Source organism: Lachnospiraceae bacterium oral taxon 500 (genome assembly GCA_002999035.1).
Lineage (GTDB): Bacteria > Bacillota > Clostridia > Lachnospirales > Vallitaleaceae > W11650.
In genome coordinates this window covers 1,726,505-1,743,181 of sequence record CP027241.1, presented here as the reverse complement: position 1 = coordinate 1,743,181, position 16,677 = coordinate 1,726,505, and the positions used below count along the sequence as shown (strand labels likewise).

Sequence of the window (16,677 nt, the reverse complement as noted above, 5' to 3'; positions counted from 1 at the left end):
TTAGATATGAAACTTATTATATGTGAAAAACCGAGTGTCGGAATAGCGATTGCGTCCGCACTTGGAATCGAAACGAAAAAAGACGGATATATGGAAAGCGAGGACTTTCTTGTGTCTTGGTGCATCGGACACCTTGCAGAGCTTTCCGCGCCGTCCTGTTATGGAAAGTGCTATGAAAAGTGGAGCCTTGAAGCCTTACCCATCCTGCCTGAAACATGGCAGCTTACCGTATCAAAGGATAAGGAAAAGCAATTTTCTATTCTAAAGGCACTTCTTTTTAGAAAGGATGTTACCGAGGTTATAAACAGTTGCGATGCCGGACGCGAGGGAGAACTCATTTTCCGTTTTGTTATGGAAAAAACAGGTTGCAAGAAGCCTGTAAAAAGGCTGTGGATTTCCTCAATGGAAGAAAGCGCAATCCGAAAAGGCTTTGAAAACCTGAAAGACGGAGCGGACTATGACAGCCTTTATCAGTCCGCCCTGTGCAGAGCAAAAGCGGACTGGATTGTCGGAATCAATGCAACCCGCCTCTTTTCCCTTTTATATAACCATACCTTGAATGTAGGACGGGTGCAGAGCCCGACCTTAAAAATACTTGCGGATCGAAGCGATGCGATTACCAATTTCAAGAAAGAAAAGTATTACCATGTGCACCTTGTTTTAGACGGTACGGAAGCTGTAAGCGATAGATTTTCAAGTAAGGAAGCGGCAGAAAAAATAGCAACATCCTGCAAAGGAAAAACGGCAGTCTGCACTTCTATTACCTCTGAAAAAAAAGAAGCGCTGCCGCCGAAGCTCTTTGATCTTACCGCACTTCAAAAGGAAGCAAACCGCATTTTCGGGTACACCGCAAAGCAGACCCTTGACCTTGCGCAGAGCCTTTATGAAAAGAAGCTTTTAACCTATCCGAGAACGGACAGCAATTACCTGACGGACGATATGAAAGAAACGGCGGATAAGGTTATTCTCATGCTTCTTTCAAAGCTTTCCTTTATGCAAAGCATAGAATTTACACCGGAGATTACAAGGCTTCTTAACAGCAAAAAGGTATCGGATCACCATGCCGTGATTCCTACAATGGAGCTTGAAAAAACGGATTTTTCCCTGCTTCCCGAAAGTGAGAGAAACATTCTCTTTCTTGCAGGTGCAAGGCTTCTTATGGCTTCCGCATCCTCTCATGTCTATGAAACGGTTACGGCTACATTTAGCTGCGAGGATCATACCTTTACAGCAAAGGGAAAAACGGTGCTTTCTTCCGGCTGGAAAGAAATAGAAAGATTCTTTCTTATGAGCGTAAAAGAAAAGCAGGAAAAAGAAAACGAAAAAGAGCTTCCGGCATTTTGTGAGGGAGAACGCTTTGACAGCTTCCCGATAAAAGTTACGGAGCATGATACGCTTCCGCCGAAGGCATACACGGAAAGCACGCTTCTATCTTCTATGGAGCGTGCAGGAAACAAGGAAACAACAGAGGATGCAGAGCGCAAAGGCTTAGGTACTCCTGCAACCCGTGCAGGCGTAATTGAAAAAATCATTAAGGCAGGCTTTGTTACAAGAAAAGGAAAACAGCTTATCCCGACCAAAGACGGAATGAATCTTATCTCCGTACTTCCCGAAGCCCTGACCTCTCCGCTTCTTACAGCCGAATGGGAAAATGAGCTTTCAAGGATTGCAAAGGGAGAAACGGAGGCGGACAGCTTTATGGAAAAGATAGAAGCCTTGACAAAAGAGCTTGTAGAAAAAGCAGACGCCGAAAAAGTAAAAGCAGAACTTTTCAAGCAGGAAAAAACGGTAATCGGCTTATGCCCGCGCTGTAAAAGTCCCGTTTATGAGGGAAAGAAAAATTACTATTGCAGTAACAGGGATTGCCTCTTCTCCATGTGGAAAAACGACCGCTTCTTTGAGGGCAGGAAAATCACCTTTACTCAAAAGATAGCTTCTGCACTTTTGAAAGATAAAAAGGCAAAGATTAAAAACATCTACTCTCACAAGACAGGAAAAACCTATGACGGAAATGTCGTTCTTTATGATACCGGAGATAAGTATGTGAACTATCGTATTAAGATAGAGAGGAAGAAAAAAGAAGAACAGCAAGCATAGGAAAGGGGTACCCTTTCCGTAAAAAATCTCCGTTTTCCGCAGATGCGGCGGCGGAGATTTTTGCTTTCCGGGATAGTCCCGGGCCCTTAAAAAAACGAAAGGAGAAAAACTATGCCATATATGGAAAAAACGGAAATAACGGAAGAAACAAAAGAAGTTCAACCCATTGTCCTGACCTCTGAAAATCAAAAGGACAGGCTAAAGGAAATCACGGATCGTTTGGAGCAAGGGATTTTAGAAGTTTTTGAAAGCGAAAGGTACAAGGAGTATCTTCGCGTCATATCAAAGTTTCATCATTACAGCTTTAATAATACCATGCTGATTGCTCTGCAAAAGCCCGACGCTTCTCTGATTGCAGGCTTTAGTGCATGGAAAAACAGCCACGGAAGAACGGTCAAAAAAGGAGAAAAAGGAATCCGCATTATCGCTCCTGCACCCTTTAAGGTAAAGCAGGAAATGGAAAAGCTTGATCCGAAAACCAATATGCCTGTTATGGGAGCGGACGGAAAGGCAGTTACCGAAGAAAGGGAAATCACCATCCCGGCCTACAAGGTGGTATCTGTCTTTGATGTATCGCAGACGGAAGGAAAAGAGATTCCCTCTATCGGAGTAAATGAGCTGACCGGCGATGTGTCGCAGTATGAGGACTTCTTTACGGCACTGAAAAAGGCATCCCCTGTTCCGATTGCCCTTGAGCATATCGAGGGAAGCGCCCACGGTTACTATCACCTTGCAGAAAAAAGAATTGCCATTGACGATAACATGAGCGAGCTGCAAACATTAAAGACCGCCATTCACGAAATCGCCCATGCAAAGCTTTATGATATTGACTTAAACGCGCCGAAAGAAAAACAGGAAAATCGCCTCGATCAGCGTACCCGCGAGGTTGAGGCGGAAAGTATCGCATATACGGTATGCCGGCACTACGGGCTTGATACCTCCGACTATTCTTTCGGATATGTTGCAGGCTGGAGCAGCGGAAAGGAACTGTCAGAACTCAAAGGCTCTCTTGAAACCATCCGCCTTGCCGCATCGGAACTTATCGACAGCATAGACGAGCATTTTAAGGAACTTCAAAGGACAAAAGAAAATGAGCTTACGGAAAAGGAAGCAGAGCCTTCCCTGCAGGAAGAAAAACAGGAAGAAGCTTCACAGGAAAGGGATGCAGGCACACAAGTAAGGTATTATCCCATCAATGAGGCTTCGGCAAAGAGGGCAAAGGAAATGAACAGCTTTGCGGGCTACACGCCGGGAAGTGCAACCCTTGAATATAAAAGCCTTGTGGATCAGGCGGCGGAAATTGCTGAAAATCAGAAAAAGAGAGTTGATCCGTCCTTTCATAACAAAATCGACGCCCTGCTTGATACCTACTCAAAAAAGCTTGCAGCAAATATGAATAACGGATTTGCCATCGATGCCCGCGTTCCCTCTGTCTTGATTGCGGGAGGTTCCAATTTCCCCACACGGAAAAAGGAAAAGCAAAACGCCGCCCGTGATAAAAACTATGGAGAATGGAAAGAAATTCAAGGACTTCTTGAAAAAATCAGAAGCACCGGAATGGGCGGAATCAGTGCAGACGATCCGGACGCTGTAAAAAAACTGAATGCAAAGCTTGAAAAACTGACAAAGGCACAGGAAACCATGAAAGCGGTCAACGCCTACTACCGAAAGCATAAAAGCCTTGAGGGCTGCCCGGAGCTTGACAGCGAAGCAATCGAAAAGCTAAAGGCAAGAATGGAAATCAGAGGCGTTCATGATAAGCCCTATCCGTCATGGACACTTTCCAACAACAATTCGGAAATCAGAAGAATTAAAGACCGTATTCAAAGCCTTTCCGTAAATAAGGAAGAGCTTTATACCGGCTGGGAGTTTGCGGGAGGCAGAGCCGAAATCAATGTAAAGGATAACCGCCTGCAGCTTTTCTTTGACGATAAGCCGGACGGCAAAATCAGAGATGAGTTAAAGGCAAACGGCTTTCGCTGGTCGCCGAAGGCTTCAGCATGGCAAAGGCAGCTTAATTCCAATGCAATTTATGCGGCGGATGCTGTCAGCAGCATAAAGCCCCTTACGGGAGAACGGGTAATAGAGCTTCAAAGAAATTTCAGAAAGAAAGACAGCATTAAAGCTGCCCCGGAATATATCTACAAGGTGCTGGAAGATCCTGCTGAAAAAGACAGCATGAAAAACTTTCGCCTTGAAGCCTATATCGTAAAGGAAAACGGAAAGGCACAGTCCGAGCTTTTATATGGCGGAACAAAGGAGCAATGCAAGAAGCTTTTAGATGAGGTGCAGTCCGGCAAGCTCACAAACGGACAGATAAAAGAGCTTTATGCAAAGGCTGAAAATTCCGAGCCTGAAAAAGACACCTTTCGGATTTATCAGCTAAAGCGTGGAGAAAAAACAAGAGAGCTTCAATTTGAATCCTACGACCGCTTAAAAGAATCGGGACAGGTACTTAATACGGATAACTATGTCAAGGTATATGAGGCGGAGCTTACAAATGGACTTTCCCTTGAAGATATTTACACCCGTTTTAATATCGATCATCCAAAGGATTTTTACGGACATAGCCTTTCCGTTTCCGATGTGGTCGTGCTTCATAAGGACGGAAAGGACAGCGCCCACTATGTTGACCGTTTCGGTTACAAGGATGCACCGGAATTTCTGAAACCGCAAAATTACTTAAAGCATGTGGAGGATATAGTAGAGCAAAACGACAATAATTTTGACGGGATTATCAACAATACTCCGAATGCGCCTACCGTAAGTGAGCTTGAACAAAAGATAAAGGCGGGAGAAGCCATTTCCCTTACCGAGCTTGCAAAGGCGGTTAAAGCGGAAAATCGCAGCACCGGAGAGCCCCAGAAAAAGCCGTCTATCAGGGAGCAGCTAAAGGAAGCAAAGAAACAGTCTGAACAGAAAAAACATAACACGAAAATAAAAAATCATGAATTGGAGGTATAGCATGAATCCTTTTACAGTTGAAGAAATGAATTTGTTAAGCATTTACAGAGGCGAAACCAAGGAGGAAGTAACGGAGAAGATTGCATTTGCACTTTCCTTTATGGATCCTGATATGCGGGAGCTTGCAAAGCGCACGGTCAAAAAGGTAAACAGCCTGTCCGATCAGGAATTTGCCGCGCTTTCCATTGATCCTGCCGATGAAATATGAGAAAAACAAAGCCGCTTTCACCTAAGCAGGTAAAGCGTGTCAATCGCCTTGTAAGAAAAGAATGCTGTAACTTTGATAACGGAAACTGCATTTTACTTGATGACGGGGAAGCCTGCCATTGTCCGCAGCTTATATCCTGTTCGCTTATTTGCCGCTGGTTTTCAGATGCGGTGCTTCCTCTTGACGGAGAACTTTTTGCAGAGCTTTACGCACCGGAGGAAAAACGCCGCTGCACAGTATGCGGGATGCCTTTTGCATCAAAATCCAACAATGCGAAATATTGCCCCGATTGCAGAAAGAAAATCACAAGAAAACAGGCGGCAGAGCGCATGAGAAAAAAACGGAGCCTTGTTACGAAATAGAGGGTGCAAATGCCTTATAAAACCTTGCTTTTTAGAAGCATTTCAGCGTATGACAGGGACTCATACCTAAATCCTTAAAAACGAGGTTTAACTGCGTAACATAAGGAAAAATTTCAAGAGAAAAACGGATGCGGCAGCCATGAATTTGTGGCCGCTGCGTCCGTATTTTTTATGTCCGAAAATCCGTTATTCCTTTATAAGTCTGTATATCGTAAGCGGAATATACCACGTCGCAACGAGAAGCTGCCAGACAATCACAATGCAGCCGATCAATCCGCCTGCTATGATATTTACGGCAAATATTCCCACCGTTGCAGTAAAGTCATGATTTATCGGAATCAGCCATAAAAACATTCTTCTGATACCGAAAGGAACGCCGCAAAACAGCCATACATAGAAATAGTTTGTTTCTCCGTTTTGCGTAAATATCTTCGTTCCCCAATAAAAGAGAAATGCTGTCAGCAAAACAGGTACTATTACTTTCTTGAAAAAATCTTTCCATATTTCTCCGCGCGTCATAATATCAGCTCCTTTTCGTTAGGGAACTGCTTTCTGTCCTTAAATATCTTGTCTTTCCCGTTTTTTAATTAGCTATATCATACCATGAAGTTGATTACCCATCCACAAGAAGAATCATTCAAGGGTCTTTGTATGCTCCTTGCCTGTATTTTCTCTTTGTAAAATCGTATCAACATTATGCTTGATTTTCTGATATTCCTTTACTTTCCTTTTCAGCTTTCCGTAGTCGGAATATATGGCTTCTTTCTTCTTTTGCAGGGCAGAATATTCTTTCTGTAATGCAGTAAGATCCGGAAGTTTCGTAACACCTGCATCCTTTAGAGCCTTTCCGGAAGCTTCATAAAGAATCAGACTGCTTTCATGCTCATTTCTATATGCTTCCTTATCTTTTGCCTTGATATATGCTCTGTGAATATCCTTTGTCTTTTGATAGGTTGAGATGTTTTTTATCATAACAGACATATCGGAAAGCTTCTTTTCCACCTGCTTCAAGTTATCTGCTGTCTGCTCACTATCAAGGACGATTTCATCTATTCGACTGATTAAATCCTCATACTGCCTAATGTTATTTTCCGTAAGAAAATTCATTGTCTTTGCAGCCTGTTTCAGATTATGGATTTTCGCCCAATGCTCATAGCCTGCCGACTGCTGCAGCTTGATATTGTTTTCAATATCAATCAGTAGAGATATTTCGTTCTCCTGTGTCAATTTCTTTACAGCGCGGCTCTTTATTCCGGCAATCCGTTTTCTGATTGCTTCTTCCGTATAATCGGCTCCCAGCGTTTTCAATCTTGTAAATCGCTCCTGTCCGGGTGCCCTGCAAGATATATATTTCCCGCGTTTTATTTCATAGCCGGAAGCTTGAAGCTTCTCTAAAAGCTCTTCAAAATTCTTTACCTGAGGAATCAGAAGATCAACCGCTTCTTTCAGCTTTCCTTTCCAGCTTGTACCTGTCTTTGCCGTTTGATACTCAATATAGCTTTTCCCTTTTCGCCCTTTTTCCGGAGTAATAACCGACAATCCATTTTCATAACATAAACGGTCACTGATATTTCTGATCCCGTAATAGCTTCTTTTGTTGGAATTATATTTGTGATAATCCACGAAATTGACGGCGCAAAAAATGATGTGATTATGGACGTGCCCTTTATCAATATGAGTGGTTAGGACATATTCATACTGACCTTTTGTTACAGCGTCCGCAAGCTGTTTTCCGATCTCATGGGCTTTTTCAAAGCTGACCTCTCCCGGCTCAAAGGACTGTATCAGATGATGGGCTAAGTTATTCCCTTTATCAAGTGCCTGCGATAAGGTAAATTCAAATTCAATATCTGCGGTTTCATAGCTGCATCCGAAGGAGGAAACGAGCATTTTATCATCGGTTTTATCAGGGTTTTGGATATATTCAAGGGCTTTTTTTAATGTGCTTTTAATAGGCTTAATCTTTGTAACCGCCATATCTCTTTTAAGGCTCCTTTGATTTCTTCTATATCTTCCTGATACACATTTCCTGTGGCATTAGCTCTCTTTGCAATCTGATTGATGTTGATCCCGATTTTTTGAAGCTCTGCCGTCATTTTCTTTATATCGCTGTGATCGACCTGAATGATATATCCGTCTATCGCCATTTTCCGAAGGTACGCTTCCATATTTCTTGTAGGCACCTGTTTCATTTTTTCTTCAATCAAGGATCGTTCTTCTTTCGTCACACGAAATTTAATCTGCACATTTCTTTTTCTGTTATTCATGGTGAATTTCCTTTCCGTTTTCATAGAGGGTTTGGGATACTTCCCAACAAGCAATTTTCAGCCTATGCACTAATGGTGCAAGGAGTTGAAAATACGGAAAGGGTACCCCTTTCCTATGCTTGCTATTCTTCTTATTCCTTAATCCCTACAACAATAAAAAGTTGTTTTTGACCAAAATACTATAAAGTATACTGACTTCTTTAATAAGTGCAAAATATCTATTTGTAAGGTTGCTAATTATTTTGTGAGTTTGTGTTTATTTTGAGAACATTCAACTTGTTAGTTGACTCTAACGTAGTACGGTGCTATAATAAAAACAATGTTTTTAATACGTTGTTTTATATAGAAAGGCGATAACAATGGCAAGTAGGATTGAAGGATTTGACGCAAGAATTATTGCCTGTGCAAAAGAAGAATTCTTAAATAAGGGTTATGCAGATGCTTCCATACGAACGATTGCCCAAAATGCAGGTGTCAGTACCAGCACGATATATACGCGATATTCAGATAAAGAGGGATTGTTCCGCTTTCTTGTGGAACCGGCGGCTGAAGGTCTGAAAGAATTATTGCGACAATTATTAAATGGTTTTTCTTCTTTGACGGAGCGCGAGCAGAACGAAAAACTTATGGAACATTCAGATCGTGGTTTTGAAGAGATGATCGCATATATTTATGAATATTTTTTTGAATTTAAGTTGCTGATTACCAGAGCGCCGGGAAACTATTATCAGGAATTTTTAGAAGGATTGGTAGAACTGGATACGGACTGCACAAAGAAATTCTTGATTCAAGTTAAAAGTAAAGCTCTGGCGGAAGGGCGAATTACAGATGGATTCTTACACGTTGTTTCCAGTGCTTTTTACTCTGGTATCTTTGAAGTAGTGATTCACGATATGCCGATGGAAGAAGCAAAGAATTATATCAATGAGCTGCGTGCTTTTTATGGGAATGGCTGGAAGGAATATTACCGAAAATAGGAGGAAAGAAGGTGCGAAGGAAATGCAGAAGACAGAAGAATTTTGTGTGGACGAAAGCGGATGGATACACTGTCCCTTTTGTAAATGCAGAACGCGAACAAAGATACGGGCAGACACTTCATTGAAGAACTTTCCAATATTTTGCCCTAAATGCAAACAGGAATGTTTGATAAATGTTGACAACATGAAAATACGATTATCAGTAGTGCCAGACGCTAAGACGCAGAGCCGATAATTTGTTTGTGTAAATCACATGACAGATTATCGGCTTATTCTTTTGAATAAGAGTTAGCAAAATCTAACCAAAGGAGGGATTTATATGAATCAGTCACAGGGCGGCAATCCATTTGGCAGACTTGTAGAGTTTGCAAGACCGCATAAGACTGGCTACATCGTTTCTGTCGTCCTTGCTGTGTTGGGAGTTGCCTTTGGTATCGTTCCATATTTTGCAACAGCCAGAATGACGATTGAATTGCTCTCCGGGAATCGGGATTTATTATTTTACATGGTGTGGTGTCTGATTTCCGGCGGCTGCTTTGTCCTAAAAGCAATATTGATGGGGATTTCCACAAGGGCGTCCCATGAAGCGACCTTTGAAGTCCTGTCCGAGGCAAGGCGGAAAATTGCTTCAAAACTTACCAGAGTGCCTATGGGTTATATTCTCAATACTCCGTCCGGGCAGTTAAAAAACGGTATGGTGGAGCGAATTGAACAGTTAGAGGTTCCCCTTGCTCATGTAATCCCGGAAATGACTTCAAATCTTCTTGTCCCAATCGCAATCATCGTTTATCTGTTCATTCTGGACTGGCGAATGGCGTTAGTATCGCTGATTACTATTCCTGTTGGAATGATGTGTTACATGGGAATGATGAAGGAATATCCCAAGAAGTATGGTGAAGTTGTAAAAGCCGGAAATCACATGAGCGCAACAACGGTAGAATACATCGGCGGTATCGAAGTCATTAAAGCGTTTAATCAGGCAGATAATTCCTATCAGAAATTTACAGATGCCGTCCATGCAAACGCAGACTTGATTTTAGACTGGATGAAAGATACACAAAAATATTCAGCGATTATGATGAGTGTGTGGCCTGCAGCGTTGATTAGTGTACTCCCCGTTGGATGCCTGTTTTACATAAATGGTTCCCTATCAGCCGCCACCTTTATTACGGTAACTGTCCTGTCGTTGGGAATTGCAGGCCCGCTTGTAGCCGCAATGTTCTTTACCGATGATATTGCAAAAATAGGCACTGTAATGGGTGAGATTGACAGTATATTAAACCAGCCGGAGCTTGTCCGGCCAGAGGGGAAATGCGATTTGCAAAACCTTGATATTTCTCTGGAAAATGTTCATTTTGCATACGAGGAAAAAGAGGTATTGAAAGGAATTGATCTGACAATTCCACAGGGAAAGATTACAGCTTTTGTAGGTCCGTCCGGCAGCGGAAAATCAACGATTGCAAAATTGATTGCGTCATTTTGGGATGTGACAGGGGGATTGATTACGATTGGCGATAAAAGCGTAAAAGAAATCTCCAGCGACCAACTGAACGATTTAATTTCCTATGTATCGCAGGACAATTATCTGTTTAACGATACGGTGCGTAACAATATCCGTATGGGAAAGCCGGAGGCGAGTGATTCCGAAGTGGAACAGATTGCAAAGGCTTCCGGCTGCCATGAGTTTATTATGAACCTTGATCATGGATATGAAACTGTGGTTGGCGGTGCCGGAGGGCATTTGTCTGGTGGAGAACGCCAGAGAATCGCGATTGCCAGAGCCATGCTGAAAAACGCCCCGATTGTGATTCTTGATGAAGCAACTTCCTACACTGACCCAGAAAATGAAGCGGTGATACAGGAGGCAATCAGCCGATTGACAAAGGGAAAAACATTGATTGTAATTGCTCACCGCCTGTCAACAACAACGGATTCCGACCAGATTGTTGTTGTGAAGGATGGGACAATTCAGGCAAAAGGAACGCACGAGGAATTATTAAAAGAGTGCAGTCTTTATCATACGATGTGGACAGCTCATATGGACGCAAAGGAGGTGAAAACAGTATGATACGTTCTTTTCGGAAATTCTTTGAATTTGCAGGCCGCCAGAGCCGGAATTGGTATTTGGGACTCTTTTATGAAATCATACGTTGCATTTTAGAAGCTCTGCAATTTGCCGCCCTTCTGGTAGTTTTGGATGGACTGGTTCGTGACAATATTACCGCACAGACCGCTCTGTTTGCCTTTGGCATTATGTTAGTCAGTGTGATCGGCACCATTATTTTCTGGTATCTGGCGCATGGCAAGGAAGGCGAAGGTAGCTACCGAATGTGTGAGGACAAGAGGATTCAAATTGGCAACCGCATGAAATATATGCCGATGGGCTATTTCAACAGCCATAGTCTGGGCAATCTCACATCCGTTTCAACAGCGACCATGAGCGACCTTGAAAGTATGTCCTTTGCTATCATCGTGCGAACTTTGGTAGGTGTAATCCACGCCAGTATCTTTTCTGTCGCCATGTGCTACTTTAGCTGGAAGATCAGTTTGATCTTTTTGGCTGGCGTGATTTTGTTTATGGTAATCAACACAATGCTCCTGCGCTGCTCAAAAAGATTATCCCCCAAACGGTTAGAGGCGCAAACGGAATTTATGGATGCCGTACTGGAATACATACAGGGAATGGGCGTTGTGCGGGCGTTTCACATGGCAAAGCAGTCAAATACTACACTGGAAAAATCCATTGATGAAACACAGAAGAAGAACCAGCTTATTGAAAGGCAAAGGATTCCCTATATAGCTGCCGAGCAGGTTGTCCTTCGGATTGCCAGTGCCGCCGCCGTTTTCTGTTCTATCGCGCTTTTTATAAATGGTACGCTGGAATTAACGTATTGCCTGATAATCTTAGTGTCGGCATTTATGGTATATAGCCAGTTGGAAAGCGCGGGAGAAATGTTCTTTATGCTTTCCATGATCGACGCCTCTATTGACCGTGTAGAGGAAATCAATCAAAGTCCTCAGATTGACATTGACGGTAAGGAGCAGTCCCCCGCCCGGTTAGATATTGAAATGCAGGATGTGAGTTTCTCCTACGGAGATAAAAAAGTGATCGACCATATATCTCTCACGATTCCACAAGGAACCACGACAGCGATTGTCGGTCCGTCCGGCTCTGGAAAAACCACGCTGGTAAATCTGATTGCACGTTTTTGGGATGTTGACAGCGGAAGTGTCCGTATCGGCGGTATTGATGTCAAAGATTACAAGCTGGACAGCCTGATGAAAAATATCAGCATGGTATTTCAGAATGTGTATCTATTCCCGGACACGATTGAGAACAATATCAAATTCGGCTCCCCTAATGCCACCCATGAAGATGTGGTAAAGGCGGCAAAGGCTGCAAGGTGCCACGACTTTATCTCAGCATTGTCGGAGGACTACCAGACTGTGATTGGAGAAAGCGGCGCAACCATTTCCGGCGGCGAAAAACAAAGAATTTCTATTGCAAGGGCAATTATGAAAGATGCTCCCATCATTATTCTTGACGAAGCCACGGCAAATGTCGATCCTGAAAACGAGGCAGAGCTTCAGAAAGCGATTGAAGCATTGACACGGGGAAAGACGATCATTATGATTGCTCATCGGTTGAAAACCGTAAAAAATGCGGATCAAATCATCGTTATCAACCGGGGCGAAATCTCTCAACAAGGTACGCATGACGAGCTTATTAAACAAGCTGGTATTTATGCGGATTTTGTTGGAATGAGAGAAAAAGCCATCGGTTGGAAAATCAAGGCTGACAGCCTTGCATAAAAGAAAGGAGTTCCTACAATGGACAAGAAAAAATTGAACGCGAAAGATTTTATCAACATCGGTATCTTTACTGTTATCTACTTTGTGATGTTCTTCATCGCGGGTATGCTGGGCTACATCCCGATCTTTGCAGTCATTATCCCGCTGGTGTTGGGAATACTGGGCGGCATCCCGCTCATGCTGTTTCTGACAAAGACCGGGAAATTCGGCGCTGTTACCATTATGGGTACGCTGGTGAGTGTTCTCTGCTTTTTGATGGGACAAAGCTGGATTTCAATTCCATTCGGAATCGTGTTCGGCTTTCTGGCTGATCTGCTGTTCAAGGCTGGCGAATATAAAAGCTGGAAGCATACTGTGTTGGGATATTGTGTGTTTACTGAATGGGTAATCGGCTCCATGCTGCCTATGTGGATTATGAGAGATACTTTCTTTGAAGCGTACAAAAACAAAGGAGGTACAGATGAATACATCAATGCGGTGATGGGCCTTACCGCCAACTGGATGCTGCCGGTGGTTATTGTTTTAGGTATCGTTGGCGGATTGATCGGAGCTTATTTAGGCAAGGCCATTTTAAAGAAGCATTTTGTAAAGGCGGGCATTGTTTAATGAAACCAGAGTTATTACTGTCAGTTGATTCGGAGCGGCGTTTATGGCTTGACCCAAGAACAAAGCTATATATGCTGGTAATATTCAGTATTGTAATGATTGATGGAAAGACGGACGGTATTAGTTTCTGGTTAAAGCCGGTTCTGGCATTAGTACCCTTCTTCCTCCTGCTTTCGGGCAGGAGGAAAAAGGTTGCCATCATCTATCTGATTGTTTTTGTTGTTTCATGGACGGTAAACGTGTTTCTTGTTCCGTATATGGGACTGATAGGGACAATTATAATATCGCTGCTGGCTCAATTCGGAACAAGATGGTTTCCCAGCGCCATGATGGGCTACTATCTTCTTTCGACTACAAAGGTTAGTGAATTTGTTCTTGCCATGCAGCGTATGCACATACCAGAAGCATTTATTATTCCGTTTTCTGTTATGTTCCGGTTCTTTCCTACAATTTCCGAAGAAGCGGAATCTATTGAAAACGCTATGCGTATGAGAGGAATTACAGGGAAAAATTTCTTCAAGAATCCACAAGCAGTATTAGAATATCGAATTGTTCCCCTTATGATGTCCGTAGTAACAATAGGGAATGACCTGTCTGCGGCAGCTTTGACAAGGGGATTAGGAAACGGTAAAAAGCGTACAAGCATTTGCAAAATCGGTTTCCATTGGAAAGATTTTGCGCTTATGTTCATTGTTACTGTCGCCCTGTTGGTGTTCCTGCTTTTTTCAGGAGGGCTGAAATGATAGAGTTTAAGGATGTGTCCTTTCAGTATGAGCAAGGCAATTCCAAAGGAAAAATCGAAAATATAAATTTGACAATCCATGACGGCGAGGTTGTTTTGATCTGCGGAGAATCCGGCTGCGGAAAGACAACGCTCACACGTTTAATCAATGGTTTAATCCCACATTATTATGAGGGAACGCTTACCGGGCAGACGATTGTGAAAGGGATAGATGTAAAAAATGTATCTCTTTATGCTTTGTCCGGTGTGGTTGGTTCCGTCTTTCAGAATCCAAGAACACAGTTTTTTACGGTGGATACCACCAGTGAAATTGCCTTTGGATGCGAGAATTTAGCAATAGACGCAGATGAAATCAATTTGCGGATAGAAAAAACCGTAGGTGTATTAAAAATTAAAGATTTGTTGAACCGGAGTCTGTTTGCATTATCTGGCGGTGAAAAACAAAAAATTGCCTGTGCGTCCATTTCCGCAATGGAGCCGGATATATTTGTATTGGACGAGCCATCTTCCAATTTGGATATTAAATCAATCAGAGAATTAAAAAATGTATTGCGGGAATGGAAAGCACAAGGAAAAACGATTGTGATTGCAGAACACCGTCTGTATTACCTGATGGATATTGCAGATCGTGTTCTGTATATGCAGGACGGGCAAATAAAAGAAAATCTTTCCATTTCTGACTTCAAAAAGAAATCTACGGATGAATTGCACGTGCTGGGCCTTAGAGCTTTACAGTCCGAAGATTTTAGCAAAATGCAGAGCGCGGTGTGTGCGACAAGGCAGCTATATATCAGGGACTTTGAAGCCTCTTATAAAAGCGCTTCCAGCGGGAAGAAGAAAAAGCGAAAGGTGCTTGATATATCAGATTTGATGATTCCGCAAGGTTCAGTGGTTGGAGTAGTCGGCAACAATGGAGCCGGAAAAACGACATTTGCTCACAATCTATGCGGATTGCTCCAAAGCGCAAAAGGCTGTATGAGTATGGATGGAAAAACTTATATGGCAAATCAGAGAATCAAGACCTGCTATATGGTTATGCAGGATGTAAACCACCAGCTTTTTACGGAAAGCGTAATGGATGAAATCTTGCTTAGTCTGGATAATTCGGACGAAGAAAAAGCGGTGCATGAGGCAGAAAGCATTATGGAAAGTCTGCATATTTCAGAATTTAGAGATGCCCATCCTATGTCATTGTCTGGCGGGCAGAAACAGCGAGTAGCGATTGCCGGTGCGATTGCGTCCGATAAACAGGTCATTATCTTTGACGAGCCTACAAGCGGATTAGATTATCGCCATATGAAAAATGTGGCAGAGAATCTGCAAAAATTGAGCCTGACAGGGAAAACAATTTTTATAATCACACATGATCCCGAATTGATTGTGGAGTGCTGCAATTACTTTGTATTTATTGAAAACGGAAGGGTGTTATGGAGTGATGGCTGGAACAGCATAAGCAGAAAAAGATTACGAAGATTTTTCACTTTATGAAGCTGTAATTACCGGCTTATTTTACAAAGGAGAGAGTCTCTTATGCAAAGAAATGCAATATACGAGTTGTATAAGGCCGCCGTTTTAATCTTATGAATAAAGGAGCGGAAGTTTAAACTCAATCATAGCTTACGAAAAGCGGCGGTATCAAAGGAGGTATCGCCGTGTTCATTCTTCGTTATCTTAAAATCTTGTTAAAAGGGATATATTCTATTTCCGGGTTTCCGTGTCTTTACAGATAACCTGTTGAATCATATCCATATAGCTATCTTTTCATGTCCGATCCCGGCTGCCCTGTGCAGTCGGGATTTTTTGCATTCGCAAAAACTCTTTTCTAAAAATATTCGCTTTTCTTTGGCAGTTTTGGGCTCTGCGTTGTTGAGGGTTTACGAAAGGGGAAATTCTACCCGCTTTCGCGGCTGCGAAAGGAGGTGAATACCATGGATGAACCTGAAAGAACCGAATGGCAGATACGCTGCGCATTTAACGGCTTCTGCAAGCGGACATTGAAGAACGAAAGTATCAATGCCCATAAAGAGCTTAGAAAGCGGCAGGCAAACGAAATTAACTTTTCCGACCTGACACCGAAAGAGGAAAATCAGCTTTATACCTGTGAAGATTTCTTTGCAGAAGATAAAGAAGAACAGACCTTTTTTGCAGGCGGAAAAGAATTGAGTGCAAAGCTTATCGCTGATGCAATCCACAGCTTGCCGGAAGAAAAAAGAAGAGCCGTCCTGCTCTACTACTTCTTTGATATGAGTGATGCGGAAATAGCAGCGCTCTATCAGATTCCAAGAAGCACAGTGCAGTATCGGAGAACCAGCTCATTTGAGCTGTTAAAACGCTATTTGGAGGAACACGCTTATGACTACCACGACTGGTAAAACAGGAAACGATGAACGCGGCCTGTTACCTTATCCGGTAATCATAGCCGCAACCAAAGGAGAGCCGCAGGCAATGAATATTGTCTGCCAGCACTACGCAGGCTATATCGCACACCTTTCTATGAGAAAGCTCCGTGATGAACGGGGAAATACCTATTACGGCATAGATGAGGATATGCGGGATCGCCTTCGCTCAAAGCTCATGCAGGCTGTCCTGATTTTTAAGATTTAAGAATGCAGCTGTCTGCCTTCCCCTTTCCGCAGACAAG

16 protein-coding genes are annotated in these 16,677 nt (G+C 42.8%); 13 read left to right on the top strand and 3 right to left on the bottom strand.

What is annotated here, in order from left to right; genetic code table 11:
* The first annotated feature begins 6 nt into the window (after positions 1–6).
* From C3V36_07995 to C3V36_07980, 4 genes are all read left to right on the top strand, one after another.
* A complete protein-coding gene (locus C3V36_07995) occupies positions 7–2,097 on the top strand; it encodes a DNA topoisomerase III (GenBank protein ID AVM69189.1) in 2,091 nt (696 codons plus the stop codon).
* 111 nt (positions 2,098–2,208) lie between these two features.
* Positions 2,209–5,061, top strand: coding sequence for a hypothetical protein (locus tag C3V36_07990; protein ID AVM69188.1), 2,853 nt, complete (start codon positions 2,209–2,211; stop codon positions 5,059–5,061).
* Between the two features lies 1 nt (position 5,062).
* Positions 5,063–5,269 carry a conjugal transfer protein gene (locus C3V36_07985; GenBank protein ID AVM69187.1) on the top strand — a complete coding sequence of 69 codons (207 nt, stop codon included), beginning with the start codon at positions 5,063–5,065 and terminating at the stop codon, positions 5,267–5,269.
* Positions 5,266–5,631, top strand: a complete 366-nt coding sequence (locus C3V36_07980; protein ID AVM69186.1) for a conjugal transfer protein — start codon at positions 5,266–5,268, stop codon at positions 5,629–5,631. Before C3V36_07985 ends, C3V36_07980 begins: the two co-directional genes overlap by 4 nt.
* Positions 5,632–5,817: 186 nt before the next feature.
* On the opposite strand, the gene C3V36_07975 is transcribed toward C3V36_07980, so the two are convergent.
* From C3V36_07975 to C3V36_07965, 3 genes are all read right to left on the bottom strand, one after another.
* Positions 5,818–6,150: a hypothetical protein gene (locus C3V36_07975; protein ID AVM69185.1), complete on the bottom strand. Its 333-nt coding sequence runs from the start codon at positions 6,148–6,150 to the stop codon at positions 5,818–5,820.
* 114 nt (positions 6,151–6,264) lie between these two features.
* Positions 6,265–7,608 carry an endonuclease gene (locus C3V36_07970; protein AVM69184.1) on the bottom strand — a complete coding sequence of 448 codons (1,344 nt, stop codon included), beginning with the start codon at positions 7,606–7,608 and terminating at the stop codon, positions 6,265–6,267.
* Positions 7,569–7,898 (bottom strand): plasmid mobilization relaxosome protein MobC, encoded by a 330-nt coding sequence (locus tag C3V36_07965; protein AVM69183.1) that lies wholly within the window; start codon positions 7,896–7,898, stop codon positions 7,569–7,571. The genes C3V36_07970 and C3V36_07965 overlap by 40 nt, the downstream gene beginning before the upstream one ends.
* 359 nt (positions 7,899–8,257) lie before the next feature.
* Here C3V36_07965 and C3V36_07960 point away from each other — a divergent pair, with 359 nt between their 5' ends.
* The 9 genes from C3V36_07960 (at position 8,258) to C3V36_07920 (ending at position 16,640) form a co-directional block, all read left to right on the top strand.
* A complete protein-coding gene (locus C3V36_07960) occupies positions 8,258–8,875 on the top strand; it encodes a TetR/AcrR family transcriptional regulator (GenBank protein ID AVM69182.1) in 618 nt (205 codons plus the stop codon).
* Positions 8,876–8,897: 22 nt separating this feature from the next.
* Entirely contained in the window at positions 8,898–9,110 is a 213-nt protein-coding gene (locus tag C3V36_07955) for a conjugal transfer protein (protein AVM69181.1), read from the top strand.
* 84 nt (positions 9,111–9,194) lie between these two features.
* The gene (locus tag C3V36_07950) at positions 9,195–10,943 is read left to right on the top strand and encodes a multidrug ABC transporter permease (GenBank protein ID AVM69180.1); all 1,749 of its coding nucleotides are present in this window, start codon (positions 9,195–9,197) and stop codon (positions 10,941–10,943) included.
* Positions 10,940–12,688, top strand: coding sequence for a multidrug ABC transporter ATP-binding protein (locus tag C3V36_07945; protein ID AVM69179.1), 1,749 nt, complete (start codon positions 10,940–10,942; stop codon positions 12,686–12,688). Before C3V36_07950 ends, C3V36_07945 begins: the two co-directional genes overlap by 4 nt.
* A gap of 18 nt (positions 12,689–12,706) precedes the next feature.
* On the top strand, positions 12,707–13,294 hold the full coding sequence (locus tag C3V36_07940) for a hypothetical protein (GenBank protein AVM69178.1): 588 nt from the start codon (positions 12,707–12,709) through the stop codon (positions 13,292–13,294).
* The gene (locus tag C3V36_07935; GenBank protein AVM69177.1) at positions 13,294–14,037 is read left to right on the top strand and encodes an energy-coupling factor transporter transmembrane protein EcfT; all 744 of its coding nucleotides are present in this window, start codon (positions 13,294–13,296) and stop codon (positions 14,035–14,037) included. Before C3V36_07940 ends, C3V36_07935 begins: the two co-directional genes overlap by 1 nt.
* The gene (locus C3V36_07930; protein ID AVM69176.1) at positions 14,034–15,524 is read left to right on the top strand and encodes an ABC transporter; all 1,491 of its coding nucleotides are present in this window, start codon (positions 14,034–14,036) and stop codon (positions 15,522–15,524) included. The genes C3V36_07935 and C3V36_07930 overlap by 4 nt, the downstream gene beginning before the upstream one ends.
* A 440-nt stretch (positions 15,525–15,964) precedes the next feature.
* Positions 15,965–16,408: an RNA polymerase subunit sigma gene (locus C3V36_07925; GenBank protein AVM69175.1), complete on the top strand. Its 444-nt coding sequence runs from the start codon at positions 15,965–15,967 to the stop codon at positions 16,406–16,408.
* Positions 16,389–16,640, top strand: a complete 252-nt coding sequence (locus tag C3V36_07920; GenBank protein AVM69174.1) for a helix-turn-helix domain-containing protein — start codon at positions 16,389–16,391, stop codon at positions 16,638–16,640. Before C3V36_07925 ends, C3V36_07920 begins: the two co-directional genes overlap by 20 nt.
* The last annotated feature ends 37 nt before the right edge of the window (positions 16,641–16,677 follow it).